This is a genomic window from Serratia grimesii NBRC 13537 (assembly GCF_001590905.1).
Classification (GTDB): Bacteria; Pseudomonadota; Gammaproteobacteria; order Enterobacterales; family Enterobacteriaceae; genus Serratia; species Serratia grimesii.
The window spans coordinates 1-21,048 of sequence record NZ_BCTT01000023.1; the positions used below are offsets into that span (position 1 = coordinate 1).

Sequence of the window (21,048 nt, forward strand, 5' to 3'; positions counted from 1 at the left end):
CTTATTTAAATTATGCCTGCTTATTTTAGCAGGCATAATGTTAAGCGTAATATAGGGGCGTAGCTCAGTTGGTAGAGCACCGGTCTCCAAAACCGGGTGTCGCGAGTTCGAGTCTCTCCGCCCCTGCCATATTAGAAACCCTTTGCGAAAGCGAAGGGTTTTTTTTGCTTTCTACTTTCTAAAAAATCCTCGCGGCCCCTCCACGATCGCCTAAAAATAACACCGAAATAGTTCTTAAATTGAGCGTTACTTGTTTGTTTAATGAACAAAATATCGGTGATACCGCCCATTATTCCCATCTCATTTTCGACTTTGCGCTAATGCGTCCCTGCCTTTATGGGCATTCATTTCGCCAGAAAAATAGATTGTAGATATAACAACAGCACCTTCGACTTAAGTCCGCTCGGGTATTGGTTGTAACTATGGAAAATCCGTACGCTGTGGCTGTCTGACGAGCACCCTATTTCATTTCACATTTAAATTCTGGATCGCCGGTGTCGCAATAGAGATATTTGGCACTGTATGTACCGTAAAACGGGTGTCTGGAGGAGATTGTTGGTTTGCTGAACCTTAAGGTGGCTCAACGCACCATTGGCACTGTAGCGGTGATGTGTTCGCTATCACGCTGTGATGGGCGGTTGGCGTTATTGAACCGGGCACCATATCCTGCTGTTTTGTTTTCTCGGCCCCAGAAGGCGAGGAGCGCGTTTTAACTCACCAGACGAGCTAAACCCTGCCACCCTCGCTTAAAGCCGCTATAGAGCGTCATGCTGTGGTATTTAAAGGTATTTTCAATAGTTGCCGGATAAGCGGCTGCTGGTCGCTGTTTTGTAGCCAGACGGCATAGAGCGGACGAATAATCGGCGGGATCTCAGGGGCAGCTGCCAATTGGGGATAGTCTTTCTCCCATTGGCTGGGCAGAAAGGCGCAGCCTCCGGTGGTTTCCAGGAGTTGTCGGGTCAGATGAGCTGAGGTAGTGGTGAGCACTGGGAGGTTATCCCCTTCTAGCATACGACTTTCCTGCTGATGGAAGTCTGCTCCCCATTCCAGCTTGATATACGGCATTGGCGCATGTTTATCGCGTAGGGTAGAGGAAAATAGTCGCAGCGAAAAATTACCTAATAGTTGGCTGGCCAGCTCATCCATCTTCGGTGGTTCGGTAGTGATGAGCAAATCGAGCTGTCTTTCATGTAACTGTTTTACCAAAGAGTGCCGTAGTGCGATCCGGGCTTCCAGCTGTAACGCCTCACGCTGCTGATAGAGCGATTGCAGCCATGGGGTCAGATAAGCCTCCCACAGCGACGCGGTCGCTCCGATGGACAACTCGGTATGTTGTAGTGAACGCACCACCTCTTTTTTTGCCAACTGCCATGTCATCATCAGGCTCTCAGCATAGGGCAAAAGCCGCTCCCCAGCAGGCGTCAGACGGATATTGTTGCGATGTCGGGTGAATAAATTTGCGCCTAATTGGTTTTCTAACTGGCGGATGCGAAAACTGACGGCGGACTGCGTTAAGTACAAGGATTCTGCTGCTCGGCCAAAGTGACGCGTTCTACTGACCTCCAAAAAGGTTTTCAGTAATTCGGTATCCACACCCATCTCCAGAAATTTTTATCGTTAAGATTTAAATGTTTTGTTTTACACAATGTCAAGCCTATCTAATACTCCGCGCCATAAACAGCACGGCCATGAGAGAATTAGGAGCGTGTCAGATGGCGGATAGCTTCACCACGACCAATCGTTTTTTTGATAATAAACACTATCCTCGCGGGTTCTCCCGTCACGGCGATTTCACCATTAAAGAAGCGCAATTGCTAGAGCGTTTCGGGTATGCGTTTAACGAGCTGGACACGGGTAAACGCCAACCGGTCACTGAAGAAGAACAGTTGTTCGTCGCAGTGTGCCACGGTGAGCGCGAGCCGGTTACCGAGCAGGAAAAAGTATGGGCTAAATATCTGGTGCGCACACGCCGCCCGAAAAAATTCCATACTTTGTCTGGCGGTAAGCCGCAAGCTGATGCGGTGGAAGATTACACCGACAGCGACGATTGATAACGATGGGGCCTTGGGGCCCCATTTTTACTCCAGGCTGCGATGCAGTTGTAGCAACAGGCGGTCCATACTGCGGTAACCCAGCGCCTCGCTCAAATGACGCTTATCAATATCCCGATCTCCTGCCAAATCAGCCAGCGTACGGGCTACTTTTAAAATCCTCTGCCAGGCGCGAACCGATAATCCCAACGAGTTTAACGTTGTTTCAAGAAAACCAGCATCTGCTGTGCTAAGCCGACAATCCCGATCGACTTCGTTATTATTCAGCAGGGCATTGATCTTCCCCGCCCGCTTAAGCTGCCTTTCACGTGCCAGCAGCACACGCGCTCTTACGTGTATGCTGCTTTCGCCAACGATGCGGCGTTTGCTCAACACACCAGGCGGCAGTAATGGCACCTCAATCGATAAATCGAAGCGATCGAGAAACGGCCCCGAAAGTCGCCCCAGGTAACGTAGCACCTGCTGGGGCGAAGCGCGGTTATGCATACCTTGATAGTGCCCGGTAGGGCTGGGGTTCATCGCGGCGATCAATTGCACTCTCGCTGGGAAGCGGACTTTGGCGCTGGCGCGTGAAATCACAATCTCGCCGGACTCCAGCGGTTCACGCAGGGCATCCAGCACGCGTCGTTCGAACTCAGGCAGTTCATCAAGAAACAGGACACCATTGTGTGCCATCGATATTTCACCTGGTCGTGGCAGCGTACCGCCCCCGACGAGTGCGGCCATAGAAGCACTGTGATGCGGCGCGCGAAACGGCCTCTGTCGCCATGGTAGCGCTTGTGCGGGATGCTGCAGCAGGCTGGCGACGCTGATGCTTTCCAGCGCCTCCTGGTCGGTCAGTGGAGGGAGCAGGCTATTTAGTCGGCTGGCCAACATGGTTTTCCCCGTTCCTGGTGGGCCGACCAGCAGCAAATTGTGGCCCCCGGCGGCGGCGATCTCCAGCGCCCGTTTTGCCTGCTCCTGACCCAGTATGTCCTGCAAGTCAGCAGGTTCTTGCACCGTATCCGCTGCAAGCGGGGCACTGGCTGCGGGTAAATCGCTTTTACCCAACAAAAACGCACAAACCTCAAGCAGGTGTTCTGCCACCCGTGTCTCACTTTGTGTAATCAGCCCCACCTCTCGCCCATTGGCGGTAGCTAAAATCAACTGCCTACCCGCATCCAGTGCTGCCAGTGCAGCGGGTATTGCCCCGCTGACACCCCGTAATGCACCGGATAACGCCAGTTCCCCGAGGAACTCGTAGCGAGCCAGCTTATCGGCTGGCAGCTGCTCGGAGGCAGCAAGGATCGCCAGAGCAATCGGCAGGTCGTAGCGGCCGCCTTCTTTGGGGAGGTCCGCGGGTGCCAGGTTGACGGTGATGCGCCGGGCAGGAAAGGTGAAGCCATTGTTGATCAAAGCACTGCGCACCCGATCGCGCGCCTCTTTCACTGTTGTTTCCGGGAGACCGACCATTGTTAAGCCGGGTAGTCCATTACTGATATGCACTTCGACCGTGACTGAAGGGGCCTGAACGCCCAGGGTGGCTCGGGTATAGATAACCGCCAATGACATATTGCTCTCCTCGCTGAAGGCAACATGATGCGGAATATACGCAATAGAGGCGCGGTAACCTTGAAGTATTTGCGGGGGGAATCGTAATTAAAATAATAAATTTCATGTGGATAGTTATATTTTTGCGCTGCACAGCGCAAGAAGTGGCAATACCCCTTAACAATTACGTGAATGCTGCAACACATTAGCAGGCCAACCCTGTTGCGGTAGGAGGGGGAATGGGTGTATTTAACAATTGATTAAAATAAAAATCACTTCGTTAACAACCTCCGACCGCCAACGCATCCGCCACGGCAGCCGCTAAACCTCATGACCTCGTATTCTACGGTAGGGATAACATTATGTTTGGTTGGACCTCGCTGCAACGCAATGCAGCCATCGCCAGTTTTTCAAGCTGGACGCTCGACGCTTTCGATTTTTTCGTGCTGGTATTTCTACTCAGCGATATCGCACAGTCTTTCCATGTCGGGATGGAGGAGGTGACACTGGCGATCTTACTGACGCTGGCGGTGCGCCCGATTGGTGCGCTGATCTTTGGTCGAGTGGCTGAAAAGTATGGCCGCAAACCGATTTTGATGCTGAACATTGTCTTCTTCTCCGTGTTTGAACTGTTGTCTGCGGCGGCACCGTCGTTGACGGTATTCCTGTTGTTACGTGTGTTATATGGCGTGGCAATGGGCGGGATCTGGGGCGTGGCATCGTCACTGGCGATGGAAACTATTCCCGATCGCTCACGTGGCTTAATGTCAGGGATTTTCCAGGCAGGTTACCCGTTCGGCTACCTATTGGCGGCAGTGGTGTATGGTCTGTTGTTTGAGGCGATTGGCTGGCGTGGCATGTTCGTTATCGGTGCCGCACCCATTTTGCTGCTGCCGTTTATTTATTATTGTGTGCAGGAGTCACCAGTGTGGTTGGCGGCACGTGAACGCAAGGAAAGCAGCGCATTACTGCCGGTACTGAAAAGTCATTGGAAGCTCTGTGGCTACCTGGTATTGCTGATGGCGGCGTTCAATTTCTTCTCACACGGTACCCAGGATATGTACCCGGTATTTTTGAAAGTTCAGCATGGTTTCGATCCTAAAACCGTCAGTATCATCGCCATTAGCTACAATATCGCGTCAATTATTGGTGGCGTTTTCTTTGGGGCGCTGTCAGAAAAAATCGGCCGTAAGAAAGCGATTATCATTGCCGCATTACTGGCGTTGCCGGTGATTCCGTTATGGGCGTTCTCCAGCGGCTCACTGATGCTGGGAATTGGCGCATTCCTGATGCAGTTCATGGTACAGGGGGCTTGGGGCGTAATACCGACCTACCTCACTGAGTTGGTCCCGGCGAATACCCGCGCGGTGCTACCAGGGTTTGTTTACCAGTTGGGTAACTTGATCGCTTCCGTCAATGCCACACTGCAGGCAACGATCGCCGAGCATAATGGCCAGAATTATGGGTTGGCGATGGCAATTATCGCCGGCACGGTAGCGATTATCATTGCGCTGTTGGTGTTCTTTGGTAAAGACACACGCGGCAAGGCGATCTCGGGTGCAGTGAACCCCTCCAGCTCGCATGCCAGCGTGTGAAAACCGGGCATTTTGCACGAGGTATGACCAGATTGCGCCGAATAATAACGCAAAAAAAGTGTTGTCATGCCGCGCGGGACTATGGTACCTCTGTAGGTATTAGTTCGAAACGAGCACAGTGAACAAACCTATTATGAAAGCCTTTGCCCAAGTGATTAGCCTAGTCGTGATTAGCGTGGTGGTGATTATTATCCCACCGTGCGGGGCTGCACTTGGACGAAGAATGGCTTAGAAAACAAGCCGGAATCGCAAGAGAACCCCCGCACCGTAAGGTCCGGGGGTTTTTTATTGGCAAGAGAAAAGTGAAGCGAGGATAAAAACATGAGTAACAGAACAAAATCCTGCAATTATCGAAGTAAGGCGGGGAAATAACCATGAACGGGGCTCAGTGGGTAGTACAAGCGTTGCGTGCGCAGGGGGTTGATACGGTATTCGGCTATCCGGGTGGCGCAATCATGCCGGTCTACGATGCATTGTATGACGGCGGGGTGGAACACCTGCTGTGCCGCCACGAGCAAGGCGCCGCAATGGCCGCTATTGGATACGCTCGCTCAACCGGCAAGGTTGGCGTTTGCATCGCTACCTCCGGCCCCGGAGCCACCAACTTGATCACTGGCTTAGCCGATGCCCTGCTGGATTCTGTTCCCGTGGTGGCGATTACTGGCCAGGTAGGTTCTGCGCTGATTGGTACCGATGCTTTTCAGGAGATCGATGTTCTCGGCCTGTCGTTGGCCTGCACTAAACACAGCTTCCTGGTGGAATCACTGGATGCGCTGCCGGGCATCATGGCGGAAGCCTTCGCCATCGCGAGCAGCGGTCGTCCTGGCCCCGTGCTGATCGACATCCCGAAAGACATCCAACTGGCTCACGGCGAATTGCACCCACATTTGATGCCGGTAGTGGAAGAACTGAATTACCCGGCGGCAGAGTTGGCACAAGCTGCTGAGCTGCTGGCGCAAGCACATAAGCCGATGTTGTACATCGGCGGTGGAGTAGGCATGGCGCAGGCGGTGCCGGAATTACGCGAGTTTATCGCGGCGACCCAAATGCCTAACGTCGTCACGCTGAAAGGGCTGGGTGCACCGGATGCTGAGCATCCGTATTACCTCGGTATGCTGGGTATGCACGGCACTAAAGCCGCCAATCTGGCGGTGCAAGAATGCGACTTGTTGATCGCTGTCGGTGCACGTTTTGACGATCGCGTGACCGGTAAACTGAATGCTTTTGCACCACACGCCAAGGTGATCCACATGGATATCGACCCGGCGGAAATGAGCAAATTACGTCAGGCGCATGTCGCGCTGCAGGGCGATTTAAAGGCTTTATTGCCAGCGTTGCAGCAGCCACTGAATATCGCTGCCTGGCAGCAGCGAGTGGTTGAACTGAAAGAAACACATACCTGTCGTTACGATCATCCGGGCCAGCCGATTTACGCGCCACTGCTGTTGAAGCAGCTGTCCGAGCGCAAGCCGGCCAATAGCGTGGTCACCACAGATGTGGGCCAGCACCAGATGTGGACCGCACAGCACATGACCTTTGAACGTCCTGAGAATTTCATCACTTCCAGCGGTTTGGGCACCATGGGCTTCGGCGTGCCGGCAGCAGTTGGCGCGCAGATGGCTCGCCCGGAAGATACGGTGATCTGCGTTTCTGGCGACGGTTCTTTCATGATGAACGTGCAGGAACTGGGTACCATCAAACGCAAACAGTTACCGCTGAAAATCGTTTTGCTGGATAACCAACGTTTGGGCATGGTTCGTCAGTGGCAGCAACTGTTTTTTGACGGACGTTACAGCGAAACCAATCTCTCCGATAACCCCGATTTCCTGATGTTGGCCAATGCCTTTGGCATCCCAGGCCAACGTATCACCCGCAAAGACCAGGTAGCAGATGCGCTTGATGCTTTATTCAACAGCGAAGGGCCTTACATGCTGCATGTGTCGATTGATGAACTCGAAAACGTCTGGCCGCTGGTGCCGCCGGGTGCCGGTAACGAAACCATGTTGGAGAAAATATCATGATGCACCATCAACTCTCGATCCAGGCCCGTTTTCGCCCTGAAATGTTAGAGCGTGTATTGCGCGTCGTGCGTCATCGTGGCTTTCAGGTTTGTGCTATGAATATGGCTGCGGCTGCAAATACCGACAAGATTAATATTGAATTGACCGTTGCCAGCCAGCGCCCGGTGGATCTACTGTCATCTCAGTTGAGCAAACTGATGGACGTCTCCTGCGTTGAGATCCAGCAACAAACATCACAACAAATACGCGCCTGACGCGCGAGAAGGATAAATAACAATGACGAAGAAAGCCGATTACATTTGGTTCAATGGCGAGATGGTTCCTTGGGCTGACGCCAAAGTGCACGTGATGTCACATGCGTTGCATTACGGCACTTCGGTGTTTGAAGGGGTCCGTTGCTACGACTCCCATAAAGGGCCGGTGGTGTTCCGTCACCGTGAGCATATGCAACGCCTGCATGACTCGGCAAAAATCTACCGTATGCCGGTATCGCAAAGTGTTGATGAGCTGATGGAAGCCTGCCGTGCCACGCTGCGTAAAAACAATCTGGGCAGTGCTTATATTCGTCCGTTAGTGTTTGTGGGGGACGTTGGTATGGGGGTCAACCCGCCAGCCGGTTACAAAACAGACGTGATTATCGCGGCGTTTCCTTGGGGCGCGTACCTGGGTGAAGAGGCGCTGGATCAAGGCATCGATGCAATGGTCTCGTCCTGGCACCGTGTGGCCCCAAATACCATTCCAACCGCGGCCAAAGCGGGGGGTAACTACCTCTCGTCTCTGCTGGTGGGCAGCGAAGCACGCCGCCATGGTTATCAGGAAGGGATCGCGCTGGATGTGCACGGCTATATTTCCGAAGGTGCAGGCGAGAACTTGTTTGAAGTGAAAGACGGTGTGCTGTTTACCCCACCGTTTACTTCTTCTGCTCTGCCGGGTATCACCCGCGATGCCATCATCAAGCTGGCGAAAGACATGGGCTTTGAAGTGCGTGAGCAGGTCTTGTCGCGTGAGTCACTCTACCTGGCCGATGAAGTGTTCATGTCCGGTACCGCTGCAGAAATCACACCGGTGCGTAGCGTTGATGGCATTCAGGTCGGTATTGGCAAATGTGGGCCGGTAACCAAACAGATCCAACAGGCGTTCTTTGGCCTGTTCACTGGCAAGACTGAAGATAAGTATGGGTGGTTGGATCCGGTAAACCCATAATTTACCCGTCGTCTTTCAAGCTGCAGCGTTGTTACCTGCACTATCTCACCCCAGTCACTTACTGAAGTAAGTTCCTGGGGATGAGATAGCTGGCCGCCTAACTGCAGTTTGAAATCCATAGGGTAAAAATGGCAGACAAGATAAGACAAAATGGGCGGTTCGTTCGCCGCCTGTAAATGAATACATTTGGAGTGAAGAGCATGCCTAAGTACCGTTCCGCTACCACCACCCACGGCCGTAATATGGCGGGTGCCCGCGCATTATGGCGCGCGACCGGAATGACCGACGACGATTTTGGTAAACCCATTATTGCGGTGGTCAACTCATTCACCCAGTTCGTTCCGGGCCATGTGCATCTGCGTGATTTGGGCAAGCTGGTTGCAGAACAGATCGAAGCCTCAGGCGGCGTTGCCAAAGAGTTCAACACCATTGCGGTAGATGACGGTATCGCCATGGGGCACGGCGGCATGCTTTATTCCCTGCCGTCGCGTGAACTGATCGCCGACTCGGTTGAATACATGGTAAATGCTCACTGCGCGGATGCGATGGTGTGTATCTCCAATTGCGACAAGATCACTCCAGGGATGCTGATGGCGTCACTGCGCCTGAACATTCCTGTGATTTTCGTTTCCGGCGGCCCGATGGAAGCCGGCAAGACCAAGCTTTCCGACAAAATCATCAAGCTGGATCTGATCGACGCCATGATTCAGGGCGCCAACCCGAACGTCAGCGATGCCGACAGCGCACAGATCGAACGCTCCGCCTGTCCGACCTGCGGTTCCTGTTCCGGTATGTTCACTGCCAACTCGATGAACTGCCTGACTGAAGCCCTGGGCTTGTCCCAACCGGGCAACGGCTCGCTGCTGGCGACCCACGCTGACCGTAAGGATCTGTTCCTCAACGCCGGTAAACGCATCGTAGCGTTGACCAAACGTTACTACGAACAGGACGACGAAAGCGCACTGCCACGCAGCATCGCCAACAAGGCCGCGTTCGAAAACGCGATGACGCTGGACATCGCGATGGGCGGTTCGACCAACACCGTGTTGCACCTGCTGGCGGCGGCTCAGGAAGGTGAAATTGACTTCACCATGGAAGATATTGACCGTCTGTCACGCAAGGTACCGCATCTGTGCAAAGTGGCGCCAAGCACCCAGAAATATCATATGGAAGACGTCCACCGTGCCGGTGGCGTACTGGCCATCTTGGGTGAGTTGGATCGTGCGGGCCTGATGAACCGCGACGTCGACAATATTTTGGGCATGAAACTGACGGAAACACTGAATCAGTACGACATCATGCTGACGCAGGATGAGGCGGTGAAGAAAATGTTCCGTGCGGGCCCGGCAGGTATTCGTACGACTCAGGCGTTCTCGCAGGATTGTCGTTGGGATACGCTGGATGATGATCGCGCAGAAGGCTGTATCCGCTCGCTGGAAAATGCTTTCAGCCTGGAAGGTGGCTTGGCTGTGTTGTACGGCAACATGGCACTGGACGGCAGCATTGTGAAAACCGCCGGTGTCGACAAAGACAACCTGACTTTCCGCGGCCCAGCAAAAGTGTACGAAAGTCAGGACACGGCGGTAGAAGCAATCTTGGGTGGCAAAGTGGTTGCCGGTGACGTAGTCGTGATCCGCTATGAAGGGCCGAAAGGTGGGCCGGGCATGCAGGAAATGCTGTACCCAACCACTTATCTGAAATCCATGGGGCTTGGCAAGGCTTGTGCCTTGATTACCGACGGACGTTTTTCTGGCGGCACCTCTGGCCTGTCTATCGGGCACGTTTCTCCAGAAGCGGGCAGCGGTGGCCTGATTGCGCTGATCGAAGATGGCGACATGATCGACATCGACATTCCAAAACGCAGCATGGTACTGGATGTGTCGGACAGCGAACTGGCAGCTCGTCGTGAAGTGGAATTGGCGCGTGGTGATCAAGCCTGGACCCCGAAAAATCGTGAACGTCAGGTTTCCTTCGCTCTGCGCGCCTACGCCACCCTGGCGACCAGTGCCGATAAAGGTGCCGTGCGCGACAAGAGTAAACTGGGAGGCTAAGCATCATGGCGGTATCGCAACCCCTACCCGACGCTCCCTGCGGCGCGGAGTATTTGCGAGCGGTACTCCGCTCGCCGGTTTATGAGGTGGCTCAGGTCACCCCATTACAGACCATGAGCAAAATCTCTTCACGCCTCGGCAATACCATTTTGGTGAAGCGTGAAGATCGTCAGCCAGTGCACAGTTTCAAGCTGCGAGGGGCTTACGCCATGATCGCCAGCCTGAACGAAGAGCAAAAGGCACGCGGTGTGGTGACGGCTTCTGCGGGCAACCACGCCCAGGGCGTAGCGTATTCCGGCAAACGCTTGGGCATCAAAACGTTGATCGTGATGCCGGTGTCCACCGCAGATATCAAAGTGGATGCGGTACGTAGTTTTGGTGGTGAAGTGCTGTTACACGGTGCCAACTTTGATGAAGCCAAGGCCAGAGCGATTGAGCTTTCACTCAAACAAGGCATGACCTTTGTCCCACCCTTTGATCACCCAACGGTGATCGCTGGGCAGGGTACGCTGGCAATGGAGCTATTGCAGCAAGACGCGCATCTTGACCGGGTGTTTGTGCCGGTTGGCGGTGGCGGTCTGGCAGCCGGTGTGGCGGTATTGATCAAGCAACTGATGCCGCAGATCAAAGTGATTGGCGTGGAAGCGGAAGATTCAGCGTGCCTGCGGGCGGCGCTGGACGCCGGACATCCGGTGGACCTGGCGCGTGTCGGCTTGTTTGCCGAAGGCGTGGCGGTGAAACGCATCGGTGACGAAACCTTCCGCCTGTGTCGTGAATACCTGGACGATGTGATCACCGTTGACAGCGACGCCATTTGTGCTGCGGTCAAAGATCTGTTTGAAGATGTGCGCGCCATTGCCGAACCGTCCGGTGCGCTGGCCTTGGCCGGACTGAAAAAGTATGTACAACAGCACAATATTCAGGGCGAACGTTTGGCGCACGTCTTGTCCGGTGCCAACCTGAATTTCCATGGCTTGCGCTATGTATCGGAACGCTGCGAATTAGGTGAACAGCGTGAAGCCCTGCTGGCGGTGACCATTCCAGAACAGAAAGGCAGTTTCCTGAAGTTTTGCCAACTGCTGGGTGGGCGTTCGGTGACGGAATTTAACTACCGATACGCCGATGCGGATAACGCCTGCATTTTCGTCGGTGTTCGTCTGACACGCGGTCATGCCGAACGGCTGGAAATTCTTGATGAGCTACACGCCGATGGTTATCAGGTGGTGGATCTGTCCGACGATGAAATGGCCAAGCTGCACGTGCGTTATATGGTGGGGGGACGTCCTTCGAAGCCACTGCGCGAGCGTCTGTACAGCTTTGAGTTCCCGGAGTCGCCAGGTGCATTGCTGAAGTTCCTGCAGACGTTGGGTACCCACTGGAATATTTCGCTGTTCCACTATCGTAGTCACGGTACCGATTTTGGTCGTGTGTTGGCGGGCTTCGAGTTGTCGCAAACTGAACCTGAGTTTGAGCAACACCTTCAGGCATTGGGCTACGACTGCCACGATGAAACGGATAATCCGGCATTCCGCTTCTTTTTGCAGGGCTAAAGGCGTTAACAAGGACGGCGTATGACTGACAAATTTAGTGGCTTTAGCCAGCAAGGCCTGAATTTTCTCCAGCAGGTGCGCATCGAAAACGACAAGGAATGGTTTGAGGCCAACCGCAGCGTTTACGATCACGAACTGCTGACGCCGTTCCGTTCACTGGTGGCTGAACTTAGCCCGGTGATGCTGGCAATTGACCCGCAGTTTGAAATCCGGCCGGCGATCGGCAAAACGCTGTCGCGCATTCACCGCGACACGCGTTTTTCGCATGATAAATCGCGTTACCGCAGCCGCATGTGGCTGACGTTTAAACGACCGAGCAAAGACTGGAAGGACGCACCGGTTTATTTCTTCGAACTGGGGCCGGACATGTTGCGCTATGGGTTGGGATATTACAGTGCCAACAAGCAAACCATGGATCTGTTTCGCCATACGCTACAGCGCCGCCCGCAGCCCTTTTTAGAGGTGGCGGCTTGCTGTCAGCCGCCATTTGAGCTGGTGGGGGAAAGCTACAAGCGTCCGTTGGTGAAAGAACAGGCGGCAGAAATCGCCACCTGGTACAACCGTAAATCCTTTGCGGTGATGGCGACCGACAGTCAGGTGGAAAAGCTGTTTAGTGCCGGTTTGGTGCAGATTTTGGCGCAGGGCTTTCTACAACTGGAGCAGCTCTACCACTGGCTGATGCAGGTGGAGGCGATGAAGCAGGTCGATCCCTCTGACCTATGAATACCCGTCGTCTTTCAAGCGACAGCGTTGTTACCTGCACTCGCTCACCCGTAGGGTGCGAATACATTCGTCCCGATTGACACGGGCGCAGCATGCAGCGCCCCTACTCAGCCTGGGGATGAACGAGCTTGGCGCCTGGCGGTAACTTGAAATCCATTGGGTATCTTTATTTATCAAATTATAGCGAATCAACGGTCTTTTAAAGTAAGCGCCAGAAAGCATCGATCAGTGGGTCGCTGAGCCGTTTTTTCTGCACACAGACTCCTAATTCGAACGGTTCGACCATAGAGATATTATCTAACTGAGATATACGATTACGCACGGGTTCTGGGCTGTTGTCTACGACCACGCCGGGGATCAGCGCAATACCACAGCCCAGCGCCACCATTGAGACGATGGCCTCGTGGCCGCCAACGGTGGCGTAAATCAGTGGATTGGCAATACGTTGGCGACGGAACCACAGTTCGATACGTTTTCGCGACGGACCATGCTCCGGCAGGATAAACGGGATATTGGCCCAGTCGGGATGTTCGGCAAAAGCCTGGCTGCGTACAGCACAAGGCAGCGCCGGAGCAATCAGCACCAGCGGGATCTCGCCGATTTTGGTGAACGCCACGCTGGTGGGCAGGGTTTCTGGGCGCCCGGCGATGCCGAGGTCGGCTTCGTTGGATTGTACTTTATCGACGGCATCCGCGGCGTCACCGGTGGTGAGCTTGATCTCCACCAGCGGGTGTTGTGCGCGAAAGCGATCGAGTATCGGCGGCAGATGGCTGTAGGCGGCAGTCACCGAGCAAAACAGCCGTAATTCGCCGCTCAAAGATGGACCATGCTGGCCAAGTGAATGCTTGAGTTGCTGGTATTGCAATAGCGTTTGCTGGGCAAAATCTTTTAGTTGTTCACCGGCATCGGTGAGCTGCACCGTGCGGTTATCGCGCAAAAACAGCGGCTGCCCGAGGATCTCTTCCAGCCGTTGGATTTGGCGGGACAGCGTCGACGGGCTGACGTGCATCGCCTTGGCGGTGCGGCCAAAGTGATGGCTTTCAGCCAGATGGAGGAACAGCTTTAAATCACGCAAATCCATATCAGTACGCTCGCAGCAAGAGTGTTGCATAAATTGCAATGTCACATTCGTAATATATCAATTTAAGCAACACGTTTCCTGTTATACATTGAGTTTAACGAATCTCCGCACAGACAGGGCGGGGAATGAAAATAACATGCACCCTCTGTATTTCAATTGGCAGCTAATGCAGATAACAACGCTGCAATTTGAAAGACGACGGATATGCAAGACACAACATCTAACTGGAGTACCACCATGGCTAACTATTTCAACACCTTGAACCTGCGTCAGCAGTTGGCGCAATTAGGCAAATGTCGCTTTATGGCACGTGAAGAATTTGCTGATGAAGCGGGCTACCTGAAAGGCAAAAAAGTGGTGATTGTCGGCTGTGGCGCACAGGGCCTGAACCAGGGTCTGAACATGCGTGACTCAGGCCTGGATGTTGCCTATGCCCTGCGTAAAGAAGCCATTGATGAAAAACGTCCTTCATGGCGTAAGGCGACCGAAAATGGCTTCAAAGTAGGGACTTACGAAGATTTGATCCCACAGGCAGACTTGGTTGTTAACCTGACTCCAGACAAGCAGCATACTTCTGTTGTGCGTGCAGTACAGCCGCTGATGAAAGACGGTGCAGCGCTGGGCTACTCACATGGCTTCAACATCGTTGAAGTGGGTGAGCAAGTGCGTAAAGACATCACCGTGGTGATGGTTGCGCCAAAATGTCCGGGCACCGAAGTGCGCGAAGAATACAAACGTGGTTTCGGCGTACCGACTCTGATTGCGGTTCACCCGGAAAACGATCCGAAAGGGGAAGGCATGGCGATTGCCAAAGCCTGGGCCGCTGCGACCGGCGGTCACCGTGCTGGCGTACTGGAGTCTTCTTTCGTTGCCGAAGTGAAATCTGACCTGATGGGTGAGCAGACCATTCTGTGTGGCATGTTGCAGGCGGGTTCACTGCTGTGCTTCGACAAGCTGGTTGCTGAAGGCACTGACCCGGCTTATGCAGAAAAACTGATCCAGTTCGGTTGGGAAACCATTACCGAAGCGCTGAAGCAAGGCGGTATCACGCTGATGATGGATCGCCTGTCCAATCCAGCCAAACTGCGCGCCTTTTCGCTGTCTGAGCAGCTGAAAGAGATCATGGCGCCACTGTTCCAGAAACACATGGATGACATCATCTCCGGCGCTTTCTCTGGCGGCATGATGGCTGACTGGGCAGAAGACGATGTGAAACTGCTGAACTGGCGTGAAGAGACCGGCAAATCAGCGTTCGAAAACGCGCCGCAGTTCGAAGGTAAAATCAGCGAGCAGGAATACTTTGACCATGGCGTGTTGATGGTAGCTATGGTGAAAGCCGGTGTTGAACTGGCGTTCGAAACCATGGTTGATGCGGGCATCATCGAAGAATCCGCTTACTACGAATCACTGCACGAGCTGCCGCTGATCGCCAACACCATTGCGCGTAAGCGTCTGTACGAAATGAACGTGGTTATCTCTGATACCGCAGAATACGGCAACTACCTGTTTGCCAACGCGGCAGTGCCGTTGCTGAAAGAGTTCATGACCACCCTGCAGGCGGGTGACCTGGGCAAATCTGTAGCCGGTACCTCGGTAGACAACGCGCAACTGCGTGACGTGAACGAAGCGGTGCGTAATCACCCAATCGAATCTGTTGGTCGTAAACTGCGTGGGTATATGACCGATATGAAACGTATCGCGGTGGCAGGCTAAAACCCGTTGTCTTTCAAGCCGCAGCGTTGTTACCTGCTTTACAAGACCCATCCGTGGGTCTTGTCCCTTAGGGGCCGCTGCAAGCCGCGTTCAAATCTGTTCCCGACAGATTTGTCATTCACCCCAGTTACTTACTTAAGTAAGCTCCGGGGATGAGTGAGCTAGGCACCTAGCTGCAACTTGAAATACTTAGGGTTTAAAATTTTTAGGGGTTCAAAATTCTGGGTCCGATAAAAAGGCCAGCCTCGTTGCTGGCCTTTCGCATTTTATTGCGGCATGGCCGTTAGCGGAATAATGGCCCCGGGGTACTGGATCACCGTACTGGCCGTCAGATGGCCGCGCTGCGCCGCCTGCACGGCATCTCCGCCAGTTAAACGGACCGCCAGATAACCTGCGCTGAAGGAGTCGCCCGCCGCCGTGGTATCCACCACCTTTTCCTTCGGCAGGCGCACCGCTGGGATCTCAAATTCAGTACCTTCGGCACTGAATACCAGACAGCTATCTGCGCCGCGTTTAATCACTATCTCCGTCACGCCCAGCTGTTGGGTGCGCTGCACCACCTGTTCCAGCGGCAGTTTGCCCCACAGCAAGTCTTCATCATCCAGTGTCAGAAAGGCAATGTCTGTACAAGCCAGCACGTCGCGATAGGCCTGCTGTGCTTCTTCCTTGTTTTGCCACAACCGTGGACGATAGTTGTTATCGAAAATCACCTTACCCCCGTTGGCGTGACACTGGCGCAGCAAGGTCAGCAGTCGAGCACGGCTGGTGGCATCGAGAATCGCAACGCTGATACCACTGAGATACAGATAATCGAATTGGGCCAGTTGTTCGCACAGGCTTTCCGTCTGTGGGCCAGCGAGCCAGTAGCGAGCGGCAGCGTCGTTGCGCCAGTAATAGAAGGTGCGTTCGCCAGTCTCATCGGTTTCGATCACGTATAACCCCGGCAGCTTGTTTTCCAGTCGTTGGATCAGACGGGTGTTCACCTTTTCCTGCTGCCATGCCAGCAGCATTTGCTGGCTGAAACTGTCGGTACCGAGTGCGGTAACGTAATGTACCTGTAGCGCCGTTTCTGCCACTTGGCGGGCGATGTAAACCGCCGTGTTTAACGTGTCGCCGCCAAATCCGCGGCTAAGGTCGGAGCCTTTCTGCGACAGCTCAATCATGCATTCGCCGATCACGGCAAGATTCTGGGTGGTCATAGTCAACAAGCCCTGGCTAAAGGTGTGAGGTGAATTGATGCGAGATGTATCCAGTCTCAGCGCAAGGGGCGGGGGGAGTCAACGAAAATAAAACAACGTTTTAATTTATTTATGATCGCGATCGGGAAACCATAAAGTTTCCCGATACAGGTCGAACATTGGGGTGTTATTTAGCTGCGGCGCGTAGCTCGGTGACGCATTGACCGCCGATGCCCCAATTATCAGTATCTACTTCATCAATGACCACTACGGTGGTGGCCGGGTTTTTCCCCAGTGTATCCACCAGCAATTGGGTGACTCCAGCGATAAGCTGTTTCTTTTGCTCTGGCGTCGCGCCTTCGCGGGTAATTTTGATATTTACGTAGGGCATGTTTTTTCCTTGGGTTTTGAGACGGCTATTCAATGTAGAAGGCTTTCACTGCCGCTTAAAGTTTTATTACCTACTGCCGATAAAGCAAGGGAAGCAATCACGCAGCCTGAGCGTTTTCATTCCCCTTCGATGGCGATAGTACCAATGACAACCAAGATGACTTCTGGTCTGCTGGCGCCACTCTTTGCCGTATGCACGCATATAAAAGCGCAGCATTACTGGCGGCAATGCCGGCGCCAGTATACTTTCCAACCTATCTACCGTACCTCCGGTACTTTGTTGGCGCTCGAGCTGCTAACGGCGGTATATCATCCGTCCGCGCCAGATAAACCCCTATCACCGGAACTCTATTTTGCGGCTCTCAGCGTCCGTAAACGGCTGCAGGTCATTCAGGAACAGCTTGAATTGCTCCAACGCTGGCAACCGCTGCTGACTCTCCACGGGTTGATGGTCTCGGTTAATATTGACGGGATTGCGCTGGAGGCATTGCAGCGACAGGGGGCATTGCAACGCCAGATTGCCAACATGCCATATCTGCGTTTTGAGCTGGTGGAACACGCGGGAATGGCGTTGAATGGCCCATTGCATCAAATTGCGGGTGCAGAACGATTGTGGTTGGATGATTTTGGTAGTGGGCTGGCGAATTTCTCTGCCGTTAGCACCTGGCGCTATCAATATATTAAGGTGGCGCGTGAGTTATTTACCTTGCTTAAGCAAACGGAAGACGGCATCCAACTGCTAGCGACATTGGTCAGAATGATGAACCAACACAGTGAAGGGGTGATTGTCGAAGGGGTGGAAACTGAGCAAGAATGGTTGCTGGTACAGCGCTCCGGTGCGTTGGCTGCCCAAGGCTATTACCTTTCACGCCCGGCCCGTTTTGAAACCCTGCAAACCCTGCCTACATTGTTTTCTGCGCCTACTGTTTGATCACCCGTCACCCTAAAGCGTGAACTCTTGCCTATCCTCGGCTAGGCTTGGTAAAGGCTGCTTATCAATTGAGTAGCAAGTTATCGCGTTCAGGGAGCCATGATGACAAGAACAGGTAAAGCGTTCACTTGGGTTGGTGGCATTGTGCTGTTGATCATCGCCGCATTGGTGATCTTTGTGCTGACCTTCGACTGGAACCGCCTCAAACCAACGATTAATGACAAGGTGTCTGCCGAGCTGCACCGCCCGTTCGCCATCCGTGGCGAGTTGGGGGTTAACTGGGCGCGCGATAAAGGTGAGCGCGGCTGGCGGGCTTGGCTGCCGTGGCCAAAAATTCATGCTGAAGACATAGTGCTCGGCAATCCGAAAAATATCCCAGGCGACAGCATGGCCCAATTGCAGCGCGTTGATGCCAGCATTTCACCCTTGGCGCTGCTGGGTAAAGAACTGTTGATCCCGCGGATTTGGCTGACACAGCCAAGTGCCAACTTACAGCGACTGGCCAATGGCGATAATAACTGGACCTTCAACCTGGCGGGTGATCCTAATCAACCACCGTCAGCCTGGTCGGTAAATATTCATGACATTGTATTTGACCGTGGGCAGATTGATTTCAAAGATGCCACGCTGAAGGCCGATTTCCGTGCGGTGATTGATCCGCTCGGCAAACCTTTATCGTTCAGTGAAGTGACAGGCAAAAAAGAGGCTGGTACCGCGGTTACCCCTGATTATGTTTTCGGCTGGAAGGTGAAAGGCAAATACAACGGCGAGCCTCTATCGGGTAGTGGCAAGATTGGTGGCATGTTATCTCTACAAAACGCCGAGGTGCCTTTCCCACTGCAAGCTGATGTACGCTCTGGTTCCACCCGCGTGGTTGTGGCCGGTACGCTGTCCGATCCGATGAATCTTGGTGGTTTGGATCTGCAACTTAAATTCTCCGGCGAGAGTCTGGGCAACCTGTATGCCCTCACTGGCGTGTTGTTGCCCAATACCCCGCCGTACTCCACCGATGGTCACCTGATCGCTCGCCTTCATGAGAAAGGGGGGGCAGTGTTCCAGTACCAGAAGTTTGATGGGAAAATTGGCGACAGCGATATTCACGGTAATTTGAAATATGTCGCTAGCAAACCCCGGCCGAAATTGAGTGGGGAAGTGCTGTCGAAACAGCTACGCTTTGCCGACCTGGCACCTCTGATTGGTGCTGATTCCAATTCTGAAAAAGCCAGTCGCGGTGAGAAGAGCCGTCAGCCGGCAGGCAAAGTGCTGCCAGTAGAGAAGTTTGATACCAAAAGCTGGAAGGTGATGGATGCAGACGTCAAATTCACCGCTAAGCGCATTGAACGTGGCAGCTCACTGCCACTGAGCGATCTCTATACCCATTTGCAGTTGGATAACGGCGCAATCTTGATGGATCCGCTACGGTTCGGCGTCGCTGGCGGTAACCTCAATGCGATTCTTCATCTCGACGGTGGCAAAAACCCGATGCAGGGCCGGGTGGATATGCACGCGCGTAAATTCCAACTGAAGGAATTGTTGCCGAATGTAGGATCGATGAAGCGCAGTCTGGGACAATTAAACGGAGATGCCAAACTGACCGGCAGCGGCAATTCGGTAGCTGACCTACTGGCGACCAGCAGCGGCGATTTACGTATGGTGATCAACAATGGGGTAATCAGCCGGAGTCTGATGGAAATCCTCGGGTTGAACGTTGGTAACTATCTGGTGGCACAACTGTTTGGTGATGACGTTGTGGGGATAAACTGCGCGGCAGCGGATGTGGGGATTCGTAGTGGTGTGGCCGCACCACGGTTGTTTGTGTTCGACACGGAGAACGCCATTATCAATATCAGCGGTAATACTAATCTCGCCACGGAGCGGTTGGACTTGTCCATCGATCCAGAAAGTAAAGGTATGCGAGTGCTGACACTACGTTCACCGCTTTACGTAAAAGGTACCTTTGCACACCCGGATGCCGGCGTGAAGGCCGGTCCGCTCATTGCGCGCGGTGCAGCGGCGGTGGCATTGGGCGTGGTGCTGACGCCGGCAGCGGCCCTGCTGGCACTGGTTTCCCCAAGCGAAGGCGGTGAAGAAAACCAGTGCGGACAAATCTTGCAGCAGATGAAAAAGAAGAAATGATCGTAAAAGCCCGCAGATAACCTGCGGGCCGTTTTACTTCAATACCTGACAGTCATGATCCTGGATCTCTTCTGATGAAGCCAAAGTAAACGGCAGCAGGCTGCGCTCGGTGGCCAGCAACAGAAAATCACCGCTGGGTAATGCGGTCATTGCCAGTCCAAAACTCCCCATACGCCCGTTTGCGTGAGCAATCCCCTCTGCCAACAAGCGGAAAGCACCCTGTTTACTCAGCTCCTCAGGCGTTACCCGACGCGCTAAATAGTCATGGCCCAGCAGGCCGCCAGGTATTGGCTCCCACTGCTCGCTGTAATCCGCCGCATACTGCGCCAGCTGCGTTTTTACCGACGGCAGCAGGCAGGAGATGTGAATGTGCAACTGATTCTGAGTGCGGCCATAGGCTGAATTAATCGCCAGCGAAATATCGGCGTCGTCGATCGTCTTGCCATATTTATCGGCCATAAAGTGCCGTGCTTGCCAGGCTTGCTCAAAGAAGTTTGGGGTGGAGGCTGCCAGTACCGCGGGGCTTTCAATGCCGGTGATTTTTGTGCTTGGCATCAACAGATATTGCAGCGGCCCGTTACGATCTTTGAACACCACAAAGCCAGCCTGTGTGTCAACCTGCGCACAGGGTGCCGGATTGTTATGCGCCAGTTGGTTGGGCAGGCACTGTTGGCTGACAATGCGCCACAGTGCGCTCGATTGGGGAGGAGTTACCCATATCCAGAGCGCGGCAGTAATCGCGATGGCGACCATCACTAACGGCGCAACGTACAAAAATAGCCTGCGGCGCAGAGACATGATTGATTTCCGTTTCCGTAAAAAGAGAAGCGTTCAGCATAGTCTGGTTTTATGACAGGTGACAGTGCGGGAAATGCGGCCCGTGTGACAGGGCCGC

The 21,048-nt window shown here is 53.7% G+C and carries 17 protein-coding genes, 1 tRNA gene and 1 pseudogene; 13 read left to right on the forward strand and 6 right to left on the reverse strand.

Annotated features, from left to right (window positions below; all coding sequences use genetic code 11):
* Window positions 1–53 precede the first annotated feature (53 nt).
* A tRNA-Trp gene (locus SGR01S_RS22815) sits at window positions 54–129 on the forward strand.
* A gap of 636 nt (window positions 130–765) precedes the next feature.
* On the opposite strand, the gene hdfR is transcribed toward SGR01S_RS22815, so the two are convergent.
* Entirely contained in the window at window positions 766–1,593 is an 828-nt protein-coding gene (hdfR, locus tag SGR01S_RS22820) for an HTH-type transcriptional regulator HdfR (RefSeq protein WP_037424688.1), read from the reverse strand.
* A gap of 119 nt (window positions 1,594–1,712) precedes the next feature.
* On the opposite strand from hdfR, the gene SGR01S_RS22825 reads away from it, so the two are divergent.
* Window positions 1,713–2,051 carry a MaoP family protein gene (locus SGR01S_RS22825; protein WP_037424628.1) on the forward strand — a complete coding sequence of 113 codons (339 nt, stop codon included), beginning with the start codon at window positions 1,713–1,715 and terminating at the stop codon, window positions 2,049–2,051.
* A gap of 27 nt (window positions 2,052–2,078) precedes the next feature.
* Here SGR01S_RS22825 and SGR01S_RS22830 read toward each other — a convergent pair whose 3' ends face one another.
* Window positions 2,079–3,602 (reverse strand): YifB family Mg chelatase-like AAA ATPase, encoded by a 1,524-nt coding sequence (locus SGR01S_RS22830; RefSeq protein ID WP_061808664.1) that lies wholly within the window; start codon window positions 3,600–3,602, stop codon window positions 2,079–2,081.
* 341 nt (window positions 3,603–3,943) lie between these two features.
* Between SGR01S_RS22830 and SGR01S_RS22835 the strand changes: the two genes are divergently transcribed.
* The 8 genes from SGR01S_RS22835 (at window position 3,944) to SGR01S_RS22865 (ending at window position 12,724) form a co-directional block, all read left to right on the forward strand.
* Window positions 3,944–5,176, forward strand: coding sequence for an MFS transporter (locus SGR01S_RS22835; protein WP_061808665.1), 1,233 nt, complete (start codon window positions 3,944–3,946; stop codon window positions 5,174–5,176).
* Window positions 5,177–5,309: 133 nt separating this feature from the next.
* Window positions 5,310–5,408: an ilv operon leader peptide gene (gene ilvL / locus SGR01S_RS23995; RefSeq protein WP_015962288.1), complete on the forward strand. Its 99-nt coding sequence runs from the start codon at window positions 5,310–5,312 to the stop codon at window positions 5,406–5,408.
* A gap of 142 nt (window positions 5,409–5,550) precedes the next feature.
* Entirely contained in the window at window positions 5,551–7,197 is a 1,647-nt protein-coding gene (ilvG, locus tag SGR01S_RS22840; protein WP_061808666.1) for an acetolactate synthase 2 catalytic subunit, read from the forward strand.
* The gene (gene ilvM / locus SGR01S_RS22845) at window positions 7,194–7,451 is read left to right on the forward strand and encodes an acetolactate synthase 2 small subunit (protein WP_061808667.1); all 258 of its coding nucleotides are present in this window, start codon (window positions 7,194–7,196) and stop codon (window positions 7,449–7,451) included. The genes ilvG and ilvM overlap by 4 nt, the downstream gene beginning before the upstream one ends.
* 22 nt (window positions 7,452–7,473) lie before the next feature.
* On the forward strand, window positions 7,474–8,400 hold the full coding sequence (ilvE, locus tag SGR01S_RS22850; protein WP_037424634.1) for a branched-chain-amino-acid transaminase: 927 nt from the start codon (window positions 7,474–7,476) through the stop codon (window positions 8,398–8,400).
* A gap of 200 nt (window positions 8,401–8,600) precedes the next feature.
* On the forward strand, window positions 8,601–10,451 hold the full coding sequence (ilvD, locus tag SGR01S_RS22855; RefSeq protein WP_037424635.1) for a dihydroxy-acid dehydratase: 1,851 nt from the start codon (window positions 8,601–8,603) through the stop codon (window positions 10,449–10,451).
* Window positions 10,452–10,456: 5 nt separating this feature from the next.
* Window positions 10,457–12,001 carry a threonine ammonia-lyase, biosynthetic gene (gene ilvA / locus SGR01S_RS22860; RefSeq protein WP_037424636.1) on the forward strand — a complete coding sequence of 515 codons (1,545 nt, stop codon included), beginning with the start codon at window positions 10,457–10,459 and terminating at the stop codon, window positions 11,999–12,001.
* A gap of 21 nt (window positions 12,002–12,022) precedes the next feature.
* Window positions 12,023–12,724 carry a DUF2461 domain-containing protein gene (locus SGR01S_RS22865; RefSeq protein WP_061808668.1) on the forward strand — a complete coding sequence of 234 codons (702 nt, stop codon included), beginning with the start codon at window positions 12,023–12,025 and terminating at the stop codon, window positions 12,722–12,724.
* Between the two features lie 199 nt (window positions 12,725–12,923).
* Here SGR01S_RS22865 and ilvY read toward each other — a convergent pair whose 3' ends face one another.
* On the reverse strand, window positions 12,924–13,805 hold the full coding sequence (gene ilvY, locus SGR01S_RS22870; protein WP_061808679.1) for an HTH-type transcriptional activator IlvY: 882 nt from the start codon (window positions 13,803–13,805) through the stop codon (window positions 12,924–12,926).
* 237 nt (window positions 13,806–14,042) lie between these two features.
* On the opposite strand from ilvY, the gene ilvC reads away from it, so the two are divergent.
* Window positions 14,043–15,518, forward strand: coding sequence for a ketol-acid reductoisomerase (gene ilvC / locus SGR01S_RS22875; protein ID WP_061808669.1), 1,476 nt, complete (start codon window positions 14,043–14,045; stop codon window positions 15,516–15,518).
* 266 nt (window positions 15,519–15,784) lie between these two features.
* Here the strand turns inward: ilvC and kdgK are convergent, their stop codons facing one another.
* A complete protein-coding gene (gene kdgK / locus SGR01S_RS22880) occupies window positions 15,785–16,717 on the reverse strand; it encodes a 2-dehydro-3-deoxygluconokinase (protein ID WP_061808670.1) in 933 nt (310 codons plus the stop codon).
* A 166-nt stretch (window positions 16,718–16,883) separates the two neighbouring features.
* Entirely contained in the window at window positions 16,884–17,087 is a 204-nt protein-coding gene (locus tag SGR01S_RS22885; RefSeq protein ID WP_061808671.1) for a 2-hydroxymuconate tautomerase family protein, read from the reverse strand.
* Window positions 17,088–17,231: 144 nt separating this feature from the next.
* Here SGR01S_RS22885 and pdeH point away from each other — a divergent pair, with 144 nt between their 5' ends.
* Both pdeH and SGR01S_RS22895 read left to right on the forward strand, forming a co-directional pair.
* Window positions 17,232–18,017 carry a cyclic-guanylate-specific phosphodiesterase gene (pdeH, locus tag SGR01S_RS22890; protein ID WP_037424641.1) on the forward strand — a complete coding sequence of 262 codons (786 nt, stop codon included), beginning with the start codon at window positions 17,232–17,234 and terminating at the stop codon, window positions 18,015–18,017.
* A gap of 102 nt (window positions 18,018–18,119) precedes the next feature.
* On the forward strand, window positions 18,120–20,153 hold the full coding sequence (locus SGR01S_RS22895) for an AsmA family protein (RefSeq protein WP_061808672.1): 2,034 nt from the start codon (window positions 18,120–18,122) through the stop codon (window positions 20,151–20,153).
* Window positions 20,154–20,186: 33 nt separating this feature from the next.
* Here the strand turns inward: SGR01S_RS22895 and SGR01S_RS22900 are convergent.
* A pseudogene (locus SGR01S_RS22900) lies at window positions 20,187–20,978 on the reverse strand (CDP-diacylglycerol diphosphatase); the annotation flags it as partial.
* Window positions 20,979–21,048: the final 70 nt, after the last annotated feature.

Excerpts from the sequence above, each read along its gene's own strand:
- ilvL (WP_015962288.1), top strand. The coding sequence starts at position 5,310 with ATGAAAGCCTTTGCCCAAGTGATTAGCCTAGTCGTGATTAGCGTGGTG.
- SGR01S_RS22885 (WP_061808671.1), bottom strand. The coding sequence starts at position 17,087 with ATGCCCTACGTAAATATCAAAATTACCCGCGAAGGCGCGACGCCAGAG.
- ilvG (WP_061808666.1), top strand. The coding sequence starts at position 5,551 with ATGAACGGGGCTCAGTGGGTAGTACAAGCGTTGCGTGCGCAGGGGGTT.
- ilvM (WP_061808667.1), top strand. The coding sequence starts at position 7,194 with ATGATGCACCATCAACTCTCGATCCAGGCCCGTTTTCGCCCTGAAATG.
- ilvA (WP_037424636.1), top strand. The coding sequence starts at position 10,457 with ATGGCGGTATCGCAACCCCTACCCGACGCTCCCTGCGGCGCGGAGTAT.
- ilvD (WP_037424635.1), top strand. The coding sequence starts at position 8,601 with ATGCCTAAGTACCGTTCCGCTACCACCACCCACGGCCGTAATATGGCG.
- ilvC (WP_061808669.1), top strand. The coding sequence starts at position 14,043 with ATGGCTAACTATTTCAACACCTTGAACCTGCGTCAGCAGTTGGCGCAA.
- SGR01S_RS22865 (WP_061808668.1), top strand. The coding sequence starts at position 12,023 with ATGACTGACAAATTTAGTGGCTTTAGCCAGCAAGGCCTGAATTTTCTC.
- SGR01S_RS22830 (WP_061808664.1), bottom strand. The coding sequence starts at position 3,602 with ATGTCATTGGCGGTTATCTATACCCGAGCCACCCTGGGCGTTCAGGCC.
- SGR01S_RS22835 (WP_061808665.1), top strand. The coding sequence starts at position 3,944 with ATGTTTGGTTGGACCTCGCTGCAACGCAATGCAGCCATCGCCAGTTTT.
- kdgK (WP_061808670.1), bottom strand. The coding sequence starts at position 16,717 with ATGACCACCCAGAATCTTGCCGTGATCGGCGAATGCATGATTGAGCTG.
- pdeH (WP_037424641.1), top strand. The coding sequence starts at position 17,232 with ATGACAACCAAGATGACTTCTGGTCTGCTGGCGCCACTCTTTGCCGTA.
- ilvE (WP_037424634.1), top strand. The coding sequence starts at position 7,474 with ATGACGAAGAAAGCCGATTACATTTGGTTCAATGGCGAGATGGTTCCT.
- SGR01S_RS22825 (WP_037424628.1), top strand. The coding sequence starts at position 1,713 with ATGGCGGATAGCTTCACCACGACCAATCGTTTTTTTGATAATAAACAC.
- SGR01S_RS22895 (WP_061808672.1), top strand. The coding sequence starts at position 18,120 with ATGACAAGAACAGGTAAAGCGTTCACTTGGGTTGGTGGCATTGTGCTG.
- ilvY (WP_061808679.1), bottom strand. The coding sequence starts at position 13,805 with ATGGATTTGCGTGATTTAAAGCTGTTCCTCCATCTGGCTGAAAGCCAT.